Source organism: Nocardia sp. NPDC060220, assembly GCF_042727815.1.
Lineage (GTDB): Bacteria > Actinomycetota > Actinomycetes > Mycobacteriales > Mycobacteriaceae > Nocardia.
Window position 1 is genome coordinate 1 of record NZ_JBHWZY010000096.1, and the last position, 12,741, is coordinate 12,741.

A 12,741-nucleotide genomic window follows, 5' to 3' on the forward strand; every position below is an offset into this window, starting at 1 on the left:
GCTCGGTTGGCTTGGGAGTCACCATGCTCGTCTTGACGCTTGTTCTAGCGGCGATCGGCTTCGGACTGCTCGTCGCAGCGCTCGCCACCGGTTCGGTGGTGTGGGCGTGGGGGTGCATTCTGATCTGCGTAGTCGGTGCCGCGAGTTTGCTCGTGAGCGCGCTGGCCACCCGAAAACCCGACAGCGAACCGGTCTCACCCGGCCGACACGCCCGGCGGAACTGAGCGGCGCGGAATATCCACTGGACGCACCCGGTTAGAATCGAACTACACATGGCGCTGATCCGGCTATCACCGGGGAGCCTTCGGAAGAACGGCGCGTCAGCGCTCAGTAGAACCGAACGGGTGAGCCCGTCACAGCTCACACAACGAGAGGCCTGAACCCTTCGCAGGGAGTGGATCAGGCAAACGGGGTGGTACCGCGGTACGGCGCACCGGCGCCGACATCGTCCCCGTGCCCACATTCCGCGCTCACGGCGCGGCGGCACGAGGAGCAATCCGCGATGGCGGACGAGACAACTACCGGTAGCGCATACCCCCGGGTCGATTTCGGCGCGGCGTCGGGCGCGACGTTCCCGGAGCTCGAAACCCAGGTGCTCGACTACTGGGCCCGCGACGACACCTTCCGCGCCAGCATCGACAACCGCGACGGTGAGGGTGAGTTCGTCTTCTACGACGGTCCGCCGTTCGCCAACGGTCTGCCGCACTACGGCCACCTGCTGACCGGCTACGTCAAGGACCTGATCCCGCGCTTCCAGACCATGCGCGGCAAGAAGGTCGACCGCCGCTTCGGCTGGGACACCCACGGTCTGCCCGCCGAGATCGAAGCCGAGAAGCAGCTCGGCATCACCGACAAGGCCCAGATCGACGAGATGGGGCTGGCCGAGTTCAACGCCGCCTGTAAGTCGTCGGTGCTGCGCTACACCGGTGAGTGGCGCGACTACGTCACCCGCCAGGCCCGCTGGGTCGACTTCGACAACGACTACAAGACCCTCGACCTCGACTTCATGGAGTCGGTCATGTGGGCGTTCAAGTCGCTGCACGAGAAGGGCCTGATCTACCAGGGCTTCCGCGTGCTGCCCTACAGCTGGTACGAGCAGACGCCGCTGTCGAACCAGGAGACCCGCCTCGACGACGCGTACAAGATGCGTCAGGACCCCGCGGTCACCGTCGACATGCGCCTGTCCGTCCCCGCCGAGCACCCCTTCGCCGCGCTGGACGGCGCGAACGCGCTGATCTGGACCACCACGCCGTGGACCCTCCCGTCCAACCTGGCGATCGCGGTGCACCCCGACGTGCGCTATGTGCATGTGCGCGGCGCCGACGACAAGCGCTACCTGCTCGCCGCCGAACGTCTGTCGCACTACAGCCGCGAACTGGGCGAGGAGCCTGAGGTACTCGGCGAGTACGACGGCGCGGCGCTGGCCGACCTGTCCTACGCCCCGCCATTCGACTTCTTCGTCGGCCACCCGAACTCGCACCGCGTGCTCACCGCCGACTACGTCACCACCGACTCGGGCACCGGAATCGTCCACCTCGCACCGGCTTTCGGTGAAGAGGACATGGACGTGGCCACGGCCAACGGCATCGAGATCGTCCAGCCACTCGACCCGGCGGGCAAGTTCACCTCGATGGTGCCGCCGTACGAGGGTCTGATGGTCTTCGACGCCAACCCGGTGATCATCAAGGATCTCAAGGCCGCCGGAAAGCTGTTGCGGCACGAGACGATCGAGCACTCGTACCCGCACAGCTGGCGCTCCGGTCAGCCGCTGATCTATATGGCCGTGCCGTCCTGGTTCGTCGCGGTCACCAAGTTCCGCGACCGGATGGTGGAGCTGAACCAGCAGATCAGCTGGGTGCCCGAGCATATCCGCGACGGACAGTTCGGCAAGTGGCTCGAAGGTGCGCGCGACTGGAACATCAGCCGAAACCGCTACTGGGGCAGCCCGATCCCGGTCTGGGTCTCCGACGATCCGGCCTACCCGCGCGTGGACGTCTACGGTTCGCTGGACCAGCTCGAAGCCGACTTCGGCGTGCGCCCCACCGACCTGCACCGCCCGCACATCGACGACCTCACCCGGCCCAATCCCGATGACCCGACCGGGAATTCGACGATGCGCCGGGTCCCCGAGGTGCTCGACTGCTGGTTCGAGTCGGGCTCGATGCCCTACGCCCAGGTGCACTACCCGTTCGAGAACAAGGAGTGGTTCGACAGCCACTTCCCCGGCGATTTCATCGTCGAGTACAACGGGCAGACGCGCGGCTGGTTCTACACCCTGCACGTGCTCTCCACCGCGCTGTTCGACTCGCCGTCGTTCAAAACCGTGGCCGCGCACGGCATCGTGCTCGGTGAGGACGGCCTCAAGATGTCGAAGTCGAAGGGCAACTACCCCGACGTCAACGAGGTCTTCGACCGCGACGGTTCCGACGCCATGCGCTGGTTCCTGATGAGCTCGCCCATCCTGCGTGGTGGCAATCTCATCGTCACCGAACGTGGCATCCGCGAGGGTGTGAGCCATGCGATGCGGCCGCTATGGAACGCGTGGACCTTCCTGCAGCTCTACGCCTCGAAGCCCGGTGTGTGGCGCACGGATTCGCCGAACGTGCTCGATCGCTACATCCTCGCCAAACTCGCGGTCACCCGCGACGTGGTCACCGAGGCCCTGGAAACCTACGACATCGCCGGTGCGGCCGACGAGTTGCGTGGGTTCGCCGACGCGCTCACCAATTGGTATGTGCGCCGGTCGCGTTCGCGGTTCTGGTCCGAGGATCGCGACGCGGTCGACACCCTGCACACGGTGCTGGAAGTGGTCACCCGGCTCGCCGCGCCGCTGCTGCCGCTGATCACCGAGGTGATCTGGCGGGGGCTCACCGGCGAGCGTTCGGTGCACCTCACCGACTGGCCGACCGAGACCGAGTTGCCGCACGATCCCGAACTCGTCGCCGCCATGGACGAGGTGCGGGTGGTGTGCTCGACGGTGCTGAGCCTGCGCAAGGCGCAGAACCTGCGGGTGCGGCTGCCTCTGGCCGAGGTCACCATCGCCGCGGCCGATGCCGAGCGGCTCGCGCCGTTCACCGAGCTGATCGCCGACGAGGTCAACGTCAAGAAGGTCGACCTGACCACCGACGTCTCCGCGCACGGCCGGTTCGAGCTGGTCGTGAACGCGCGCGCCGCGGGACCGCGCATCGGCAAGCAGGTCCAGACGGTGATCAAGGCCGTGAAGGCGGGGGAGTGGAGCGAGTCCGCCGACGGTGTCGTCACCGCCGCCGGGATCACCCTGCTGCCCGAGGAGTACACCCAGCGTCTGGTGGCCGCCGAACCCGAGTTCACTGCCGCCCTGCCCGGCAATGCCGGCCTGGTGGTGCTGAACTCGGTGGTCACCGAGGAGCTCGAGGCCGAGGGCTGGGCCCGCGACCTGATCCGCGACCTGCAGGAAACCCGCAAGTCGCAGGGTCTGGAGGTGTCCGACCGGATCAGTGTGGTGCTGGACGTGCCGGCGGAGCGGGCCGAGTGGGCTGCGACCCACCGGGACCTGATCGCCGGGGAAATCCTGGCCACCACACTGACTTTCGGTGACGCCGGTGCCGATGCCGCCGAGATCACGGGCGGCGTGAAGGTATCGGTCGCGAAGGTCTAGTACTACGGGACAGCGAAAAAGGGCGGGACCAGCTGGTCCCGCCCTTTTTCGCGTGAATGCGGTTACTCGACGACCAGTTCCACCGGGATGTTGCCCCGGGTGGCGTTGGAGTACGGGCACACCTGGTGGGTCGCCTCGATGAGCTGCTGCCCCTGCTCGTTGTGCAGGTGCTCGGGCAGTTCCACCCGCAGCACGACCGAGAGTCCGAACCGGCCGCCGTCGAGGGGGTTCAGGCCGACTTCGGCGGTCACCGACGCGTCGTCGGCGTCCAGCTTCATCCGCTTGGAGACCAACTGCAGCGCACTGGCGAAACAGGCCGAATAGCCCGCCGCGAAGAGTTGCTCCGGGTTGGTGCCCGCGCCGTCGCCGCCCATCGCCTTGGGGCGGGCGAGCGTCAGATCGAGCACGCCGTCGTCGCTGTAGGAACGGCCGTCGCGGCCGACCGAGGTGGCTACTGCGGTGTAGATGGATGCCATGGTGTCCTCCTAGACAGACTTGTCTGTTCGCTTGTGATCTCAGAGTAGACAGACCTGTCTGGTATCGTCAAGGGAAAGCGCTGAATCCCGGAAAGGACACAGGTCAGGCGATGAGTGCGGCTCGTGAACGTCTGCTCGATACGGCAACCCGGTTGTTCTATGCCGAGGGTGTCCACACGGTGGGCATCGACCGGATCATCGCCGAGGCCGGTATCGCCAAGGCCACGTTCTACCGGCACTACAAGAGCAAAGATGACCTGGTAGTCGCCTATTTGCAGCGTGAATACGCGCGCCAGCGCGAGGCGCTGGAATCGGTCGAGGGCGAAGGCTTCGCCGCGATCGCCACCACCTTCGACGCGCTCCGTGACATCAGCTGCGGCCCCGGCTTCCGTGGCTGCCCGTTCCTCAACGCCGCCGTCGAATTCACCGACCCGGCGCACCCGGTCCGCCGCGTCGTCGACGACTACCGCACCTGGTTCCGTGAACTCATGGCCGAACACCTGCGCGCCGGCGGTCACTCCGCCCCCGGCGACGCGGCCCGCGCCCTGCTGCTCACCCGCGACGGCGTCACCATCAGCGGCGGCGTAGGCGACACAGACACCGTGCGCGCCGGCATCGAGGCGGCGCTGAAACTCATCGGCTGATCACGCGAGACCGGGGGCGACTCACCGGATATGCCCACGACTCGGCTCCGACCCGACCGTCGGCCCGGCAACCTCGTGGCCACGCCGTCACGACCGGCAGAAGTCGCCGAGTGGCCGCACAGTCGTGCAGAATTGTGACGTTACTGCTGATGCGCATGGAACCGCTGAGGCGACAGTGACTGCTCGTGACGTTTGTCCTGTGGAAACGGTGCCGCGCCGATGATGGCGACATCCCGGCGCGACACCGGATCAGTGGGTGGCTCACCCGGATCAGGCGATGCCGCCCGATAGCCGACCAGCCGGAAGCTCAGCTCCCGGCCGTGAGGAAGGGCGCGCACATGAAGCGAAAACTCCTGGGGCGGTTGGCCCTTGGCTTCGTCGCTACCGTCACCACCACCATCGTCCTCGCTGGGCCCGTGTGGTCGCAGCCGGGCAGCTCGTCGGGCTCGGGGACGTCAGGTTCCTCGTCGGGGAGTTCCAGTGGCTCGGGCATGATTCCGCTGCCCAGCGCCACCGGCATCGGCGCACTCACCGCCGCCATGACCCAGCTCGGCAAACCCTACGAGTGGGGCGCCGTGGGACCCCACTCCTGGGACTGCTCGGCGCTGGTGCAATGGGCATTCCGGCAGGTCGGCGTCACCTTGCCGCGCACCACGTGGGAGCAGGCGAAGGTCGGCCTTCCGGTGACCTTCGGCGGCCTGGCACCCGGCGATGTCGTCATCCTCAACGGCGACGGCTCCCACGTCGGCATCTACGCGGGCCTGGGCCAGCTGCTCGACGCCCATGACTGGGGCGTCCCGGTCGGCCTGCACCCGTTGCGCGAATTCGATATCTTCGCGATTCGCCGGTTCTAGTTCTCGTCCACCAGCTGACGCAACAGCGGGCCGTATTCGGGATGGGCCAGTGCCGAGGCGAACTGGGCCACCAGGTAGTCGGCCGGGTTGCCGGTGTCGTACCAGCGGCCCTGGATGACCTGGCCGTACACCGCGTGCTCGGCGGCGTAGTTGTTGATCGCGTCGGTCAGGTACACCTCGCCGGTCTGGTGGGTGTACCAGTTCTCGGTCTGGATGCGCAGCTCGTCGATGATGCCCGGCGTCACCACGTAGCCACCGATCGCGGCGAAGGCCGACGGCGCGTCTTCGGGCTTGGGCTTCTCCATCAGGCCGGAGATGCGCAGCAGTCCGTCGTCGAGGTCCTCACGCACCACGGGCACGCCGTAGCGCTGCGATTCACCCGGCGACATCGGCAGCAGCGCCAACACCGGGCATCCGGTGGATTCGTAGGCGGTGATCAGCTGCTGAGCGCGCGGTACCTCGGCGACGAACACGTCGTCGGGCCACAGCACCAGCATCGGCTCATCGCCCAGATGACGTGCGGCGTTGAGCACCGGCGTGCCGTTGCCGTACGGGCCGTGCTGGTCGAGGTAGGTGATGTGGCCCTCGCGGGAGAGCTCGCCGACCTCCTCCACGGCGTCGGCGTAGGCGGACTTGCCGTCGGCGCGCAGCTGCGCGACCAGTGCCGGATTGGGCCGGAAGTGATCCTGGATCAACGACTTGCCGCTGCTCACGACGATGGTGATGTCGGTGATCCCGGAGGCCACCAACTCACGCACGGTGTGCTCGATGACCGGTTTGTCCCCGACCGGCAGCATCTCCTTCGGCGTCGCCTTGGTCAGCGGAAGCAGCCGGGAGCCGATTCCCGCCGCCGGAATGACAGCCTTGCGGATCTTCATCTCCCGATCATCACATATTCGGCTGTGTGATCGGTGTGCGACGGCTGGCAACGGGCTCGAGGAATTGTCGGTGACCCGGCGTAGATTGCGCTCGTGAGCACTCACACTCCTGTCGCCGGGGCTCCGGCCAGGCCCGATGCGGCGGTCACCGCCCGTCGCTGGGTGCTGCATATCGATATGGACGCTTTCTTCGCCTCGGTAGAACAATTGACCAGACCCACGCTGCGTGGCCGTCCGGTCCTCGTGGGTGGGGCGAGTCAGCGTGGCGTCGTCGCGGGGGCCAGCTACGAGGCTCGGGTCTACGGCGCGCGTTCGGCCATGCCGATGCACCAGGCCCGGCGGCTGATCGGCGTGTCGGCGGTGGTCGTCCCGCCGCGTGGCGCGCTGTACTCGGTGCTGAGCGGGCAGGTGTTCGACGCGTTGCGCAGCTGTGTCCCGGTGCTGGAGACGCTGTCGTTCGACGAGGCCTTCGCCGAACCGGCCGAGTTGGCCGGAGCGAGTGTCGCGCAGGTGGAGGACTACTGCGCGATGCTGCGCGCGCTCGTCCGAGCACAGACCGGACTCACCGCCTCGATCGGCGCGGCGACCGGGAAACAGCTCGCCAAGATCGGTTCCGGTCTCGCCAAACCCGATGGGATGCGGGTCATCTCGCCCTCGGAGCAGGGCGAGCTGCTCGCCTCGCTGCCGGTGCGCAAGCTGTGGGGGATCGGCCCGGTCGCCGAGTCGAGGCTGCGCAGCCTCGGCATCGAGACGGTCGGCGCGTTCGCCGCGCTGCCGGAATCGGAGGCCGTCTCGACCCTCGGCGGCAGCATGGGCGCCGCCCTGCACCGGCTCGCGCGCGGGATCGACGATCGCCCGGTCACCGAACGCGCCGAGGCCAAGCAGATCAGCGCCGAGAACACCTACGAGCGCGACATCGTCACGATGGCCGACCTGCGGGCGGCCGTCACCGCGATGGCCGCGTCGGCGCATCGCAGGCTCGAACGCGACGGCCGCGCCGCCCGCACCGTGGTCCTCAAACTCAAGAAGTCCGATATGGGGATCGTGACCAGGTCCTTCACCCTGCCGTACGCCACCGCCGACCTGACCACCCTGGCCGCGGCCGCGCAGCGTTCGGCGATCGATCCCGCGGAACTGGGCCCGATCCGGCTCGTCGGCGTCGGGTACGGGGGATTGTCGCTGGTGCGCCAGGAATCGCTGTTCCCCGAACTGGATCAGGCGGTGCCCGCCGATCTCGGCACCGTCGAGGATCCGCCGCCGCCGTCGCCGGAAGAGCCGAATCTGCCTGTGGGACTGTGGTTTCCGGGAATGGATGTGCATCATCCAGAATTCGGGCACGGCTGGGTGCAGGGCGCGGGCTACGGCGTGGTGACCGTGCGATTCGAGACCAGCTCGACAGGTCCCGGTGCGGCGCGTACCTTTCCAGCCGACGACACGGGGCTGACACGGGCCGATCCGCTCGCCAGTCTCGCGTGAAGAGTAGCCTCGGCTACCGCGATGGAACGACTCCCCCCTCGAACGCAAAGGACGAGCAGTTGAAGCTTCGTACGACCGGACGTGTAGCGATCGCCGGACTGGCCGTGGTCGCCGCCCTCGGCCTGAGCGCGTGCAGCGACGACAAGGGTGACAAGCCCGCCGCCAAAGCCACCACCAGCGCGAAGGCTTCGGCTTCGGCGGCCACGGACCTGCCCCCCGTGCCGACCGTGGAACAGCTCAACCAGCAGCTCACCACAGCGTTGGATCCCGCGGTCCCCAACGACCAGAAGCTGGACTTCGTGCAGGGCGGCGAGGCCGACCCCGAGCTGCCGAACCGCTTGGCCCAGGCCGCCTCGGACGCCAATGTGCAGGTGCAGGTCACCGAGGTGACCTCCTTCGGTGACAGCGTCAACGCCAAGGCTAACTTCACCGTCAACGGCCAGACCAATGTCGTCGACGTGCCGTTCGTGGCCGAAGACGGCAAGTGGAAGGTCCAGAAGTCGTGGGCTTGCGGCATGATGACCAACCTGGGTCAGACCTCGGTCGCCTGCCCCTGATCTGCCACGCTCGAGCCCCGTCCGGATGTTTCCGGGCGGGGCTTTCGCGTGTGAGTCGCGACGGTGTTTCGCCTGCTGCCGGTGGCGCGGCTACTATCGGGCCCCGTGGTAGAGACGATCGTGCGGCAGGGGCATCCGCCCAAGGATGTGTCGGAGCCGGCGCGACGTGATCGCCCGGGGTGGGCGCGCATCGTCGCGATCGTCGCGGGGCTGATCGGCATTCTCAGCGCCGCGGTGATCCCGTTCCTGCCCGTGCGGGTCGACGCCGCGACGGTGTCCTGGCCCCAGCAGGGGTCGCCCGCCGCGGTCGAATCGCCGCTCGTCGCCTACGCGCCCGCCGCCCTCTCGGCGACGGTGCCGTGTGCCGCGCTGAGTTCGCTGGCCGCGACCGGCGGTGTCGCGGTCTCGACCGTGCCGCGGCAATCGGCCGATATGGAGAAGTACGGCTTCGTCGTGAAGGTGGTCGCCGACACCGCCGAACGCCCCGGCCGGGTGGACGTGGTCTCGCGCTCGACCCTGGTGTGGACGGCCCCGCTCGCCGACGTGCTCGACCGCTCCTGCGCGCTGACGATCGCGATCACTCCGCAGCAATCCACGGTCACCACATCAGGTCTCGGTGCGGGCGCCGCCGTGGCCGCCGACCTGCGTCCCCAGGTCGTGGGTGTGTTCAGTGAGCTCACCGGCGCCGCCCCCGCGGACCTGGCGGTGCGCGTCGATGTCGACGCCCGCTACACGTCGTCGCCGACCTGGCTCAAACTGGCCGCCATCGTGCTGTGCCTGTTGGCCACCGCGGTGTCACTGTTCGCCCTGCACCGTCTCGACGCCCTCGACGGCCGCTCCGCGCGCCGATTCCTGCCGCAACGCTGGTGGCGGCTGCGCCCGGTCGACTGGCTGGTGTTCGCGGTGCTGCTCGTCTGGCATTTCATCGGCGCCAACACCTCCGATGACGGCTACATCCTCGGGATGGCGAGAGGTGCGCGCAGTTCGGGCAACATGTCCAACTACTACCGCTGGTTCAGCGTCGACGAGGGCCCGTTCTACACCCCTTATGTCGACATCATCGGCTGGCTCACCCACATCTCCGCGGTCAGCCCGCTGGTCCGGCTGCCCGCCCTCGCTGCGGGCGTGCTCACCTGGTGGTTGATCAGCCGCGAAGTGCTGCCCCGCCTCGGCGTCGCGGTGCGCCGCGAACGCATCGCCACCTGGACCGCGGCCTTCGTCTTCCTGGCCTTCTGGCTGCCCTACAACAACGGGCTCCGCGCGGAATTCGTTGTCGCGCTGGGTGTTCTGGTCACCTGGGTATCGGTCGAACGAGCGATCGCGACCCGGCGGCTCGTGCCGTTCGCCGTCGCGGTGATCGTGGCCGCGTTCACCCTCACCGGCGCACCCTCGGGCCTGATCTGCCTCGGCGCGCTGGTGGCCGGCGCGCGTGTCGTCACCGCGATGATCGTGACGCGGTCGAAGTCGGTGGGCTACCTCGCGCAACTGCTGCCGATCCTGGCCGCGGGCACGGTGGTGCTCACCGTCGTCTTCGCCGACCGGACGTTCGCCGGGGTGCGGGAGATGTTCGCCGTGCACAGCGTGATCGGGCCGGGGGAGTCCTGGTTCTTCGAGTTCCTGCGCTATCAATATCTTCTGCAGCTCAATGCTGATGGCTGGCTGACCAGGCGATTCGGTGTCTTCGCGATGCTGATCGGTTTGATCGTCTGCACTGCCGTCATGCTGCGGCGCGGCGGCCGTATCCCCGGCATCGCCGTCGGCCCGACTCGGCGCATGCTCGGCATCACCCTCGCCGCCATGGTGCTGATGATGTTCTCGCCCACCAAATGGACCCACCAGTTCGGCGTGTTCGCGGGGTTGGCCACCTGTGTCGCCGCGGTGACGGCGGTCGCGGTGAGCGCGCACGTCCTGCGGCCGATGCGTAATCGCGCGCTGTTCGCCGCGGGTGTCTTCTTCGCCCTCGCCATGACCTGGGTCGGCGCCAACGGCTACTGGTACGTCTCCTCGTGGGGGATCCCCTGGTGGGACAAGCCGCCGACCGTCGCCGGATACGGCGTCTCGACCGTGTTCGTCGGTCTGACTCTGCTCGCGCTCGCCGCGGCCGCGTGGTACCACGTCCATCCGAACCTGAACCCGAAGGCCGAGGTCGGCTGGTTCGCGGGGACGCCCGTTCTCGCTGTCGCCGCCGCGGTGATGGTGCTGTTCGAGGTGGCATCCTTCGCCAAGGCCACCGTCGCCCAGTATCCCGCGTACTCACTGGCCGGCTCCAACCTCTCCGCGGCCTTCGCCGGCGGGTGCGGGATGGCCGACGAGGTGCTCGTCGAAACCGACCCGAACGCCTCGATGCTCGCGCCGCTGTCCGGCGACATGACCAGCACGATGAACGGCACCGACTCCACCGGCTTCCGGGCCGGCGGAGTCGCGCCGGTACTCACCTCCGACGAGGTGGAATCGACCACCGGCCAAGCGAATTCGGTATCCGACGACCCCGACAAGCTGCGCGACGCCTCCACCTCGGCGGGCTCGGAATCACGACAGGGCTCGCTGCAACTGCCCTTCGGTCTCGACCCCGCGACCCCGGTTCTGGGCAGCTACCGCCCCGGTGCCCAGGAACCCGCCGCGCTGACCACGGGCTGGTTCCGGCTGCCGGACGGCCCGCGCGGCCCGCTGCTGGCGATGTCGGTGGCAGGCCGGATCCGCTCGGTCGACGCCGACGGCATCGTCCACCCCGGCCAGGAACTGGCCCTCGAATACGGCACCGCCGCGGCCGACGGCACCGTCACCGTGACCGGCCAGATCGCGCCGACCGATATCGGCCCGGCGCCGATGTGGCGCAATCTGCGCGTCCCGATGGATCAGCTGCCGTCCGAGACGAGCGTTGTCCGCTTGGTCGCCGCCGACAAGGATCTCGGCCCCGACCAGTGGCTCGCTCTCACCCCGCCGCGCATGCCGCAGACCACCACGCTCAGCGCGCTGGTCGGCCGTGCGGCGCCGGTGCTGCTGGATTGGGCTGTGGGGCTGCACTTCCCGTGCCAGAACCAGATGCCCACCTACAACGGCGTCGCCGAGCTCCCCGAATACCGCATCCTGCCCGACCGCAACGGCGCCACCATCACCAACCTCTGGCAGGGCCACGACGGTGGCGGCCCGCTCGGCTGGACCCAGCTCCTCTTCACTGCCCGCACCCTGCCGACGTACCTGAACAACGACTGGGACAGGGACTGGGGCTCCCTCGAGCAGTACCTTCCCCTCGACCCCACCGCCGGCCCCGCGAAGATCACCGTCGACTCCGAAAACCGCTGGGGCACCTGGACCCCCGGTCCGATCATCACCGCCTGGTAGCCACGGCGGTGGGCCGGTCGATCACCACGCTGCCGGGGGCGCCGCCGAGTGCGGTCCGCACCACGGTGTGGTGATCAGCTGCCCACCGTCAGCGGGAGTTGGTGGCGATGCGCAGGGCCAGATCGGGAAGGTCGGCGCCGGTGAGGCCGGGGTAGCCGTGCAGGATGGCGCGCCAGCGAGCGGGGACCGCCGAGGCGCCCCAGCGGGCGCCGAGGAGGCCCCCCGCGATGGCCGCGGTGGTGTCGGTGTCGTTTCCGGCCCGGACGCACGCCTCCAAGGCGAGCGGAAGGTGCTCGGGCGTCGACTGATCGGTGGTCGTGATCGCCCACCACGCGGTCTGGAGGGCGTGCACGACCCAGCCGTTGTTCGGGAAGTCGGCGGGCGTGCCCTTTTCCGCTTCGTCGAGACGGTCGGTCCAATAATCGGACTGGGCTGAGCCGCTGACGTATTCGCGAACGCCGTCGAAATCGGCGTTCAGTACCGCATGCCGGATCGCGTAGGTCCACATCTTGCACGCCTCGACAGCGTTGTCGTCGTGGTGCGTGAGCAACCCGACCCGGCCCGCCGCCGCGACGCATTCGGCGGCATCGTCGAGATAGGCCAGCGCGACCGGCGCGGTCCGCATCAGCGAGCCGTTGCCACCGGTTCGGCCGGTGAGCGACATCGCCACCGCCTGCATGTCCAGTGCGGAGGAAGGTCTGGCGGACAACACGTTTCGCGTCTGGTTCCCGATGTCGGGCGGCTTCGAGTCGTACCAGGAGACGAACCCGGCCGCGACCGCGTCGAGATCGATGCCCGGGCCGCCGGCAGCGGCGACCGCCACGGCGACGGACATCGACGTATCGTCGGTCCACTCGCCCGGCGCCCAGTCGAATAC

General features: G+C 68.4%; 10 protein-coding genes. 7 read left to right on the forward strand and 3 right to left on the reverse strand.

Going from position 1 to position 12,741, the window contains the following annotated elements; translation table 11 throughout:
* A partial coding sequence (locus ACFWF3_RS07580; protein ID WP_379312908.1) for a hypothetical protein occupies window positions 1-224 on the forward strand: 224 nt, incomplete at its 5' end.
* Between the two features lie 278 nt (window positions 225-502).
* Complete coding sequence (gene ileS / locus ACFWF3_RS07585; RefSeq protein ID WP_379312909.1) at window positions 503-3,637, forward strand: isoleucine--tRNA ligase; 3,135 nt, start codon at window positions 503-505, stop codon at window positions 3,635-3,637.
* A 62-nt stretch (window positions 3,638-3,699) separates the two neighbouring features.
* Here the strand turns inward: ileS and ACFWF3_RS07590 are convergent, their stop codons facing one another.
* The gene (locus ACFWF3_RS07590) at window positions 3,700-4,113 is read right to left on the reverse strand and encodes an organic hydroperoxide resistance protein (protein WP_378992602.1); all 414 of its coding nucleotides are present in this window, start codon (window positions 4,111-4,113) and stop codon (window positions 3,700-3,702) included.
* A 110-nt stretch (window positions 4,114-4,223) separates the two neighbouring features.
* On the opposite strand from ACFWF3_RS07590, the gene ACFWF3_RS07595 reads away from it, so the two are divergent.
* Window positions 4,224-4,757, forward strand: a complete 534-nt coding sequence (locus tag ACFWF3_RS07595; RefSeq protein WP_379312910.1) for a TetR/AcrR family transcriptional regulator — start codon at window positions 4,224-4,226, stop codon at window positions 4,755-4,757.
* Between the two features lie 338 nt (window positions 4,758-5,095).
* Complete coding sequence (locus ACFWF3_RS07600; protein WP_379312912.1) at window positions 5,096-5,611, forward strand: NlpC/P60 family protein; 516 nt, start codon at window positions 5,096-5,098, stop codon at window positions 5,609-5,611.
* Here the strand turns inward: ACFWF3_RS07600 and ACFWF3_RS07605 are convergent.
* A complete protein-coding gene (locus tag ACFWF3_RS07605) occupies window positions 5,608-6,489 on the reverse strand; it encodes a UTP--glucose-1-phosphate uridylyltransferase (protein ID WP_056816413.1) in 882 nt (293 codons plus the stop codon). The genes ACFWF3_RS07600 and ACFWF3_RS07605 overlap by 4 nt on opposite strands.
* A gap of 177 nt (window positions 6,490-6,666) precedes the next feature.
* On the opposite strand from ACFWF3_RS07605, the gene ACFWF3_RS07610 reads away from it, so the two are divergent.
* The 3 genes from ACFWF3_RS07610 to ACFWF3_RS07620 all read left to right on the forward strand — a co-directional run bounded on the left by ACFWF3_RS07610 (window position 6,667) and on the right by ACFWF3_RS07620 (window position 11,864).
* Window positions 6,667-7,965, forward strand: a complete 1,299-nt coding sequence (locus tag ACFWF3_RS07610) for a DNA polymerase IV (RefSeq protein ID WP_379312916.1) — start codon at window positions 6,667-6,669, stop codon at window positions 7,963-7,965.
* Window positions 7,966-8,024: 59 nt separating this feature from the next.
* Window positions 8,025-8,522: a hypothetical protein gene (locus ACFWF3_RS07615; protein WP_378992608.1), complete on the forward strand. Its 498-nt coding sequence runs from the start codon at window positions 8,025-8,027 to the stop codon at window positions 8,520-8,522.
* Between the two features lie 105 nt (window positions 8,523-8,627).
* Window positions 8,628-11,864 carry an arabinosyltransferase domain-containing protein gene (locus tag ACFWF3_RS07620; RefSeq protein ID WP_379312914.1) on the forward strand — a complete coding sequence of 1,079 codons (3,237 nt, stop codon included), beginning with the start codon at window positions 8,628-8,630 and terminating at the stop codon, window positions 11,862-11,864.
* A gap of 88 nt (window positions 11,865-11,952) precedes the next feature.
* On the opposite strand, the gene ACFWF3_RS07625 is transcribed toward ACFWF3_RS07620, so the two are convergent.
* Window positions 11,953-12,741: ADP-ribosylglycohydrolase family protein (locus tag ACFWF3_RS07625; protein WP_379312915.1), on the reverse strand; the 789-nt coding region annotated here is incomplete at its 5' end.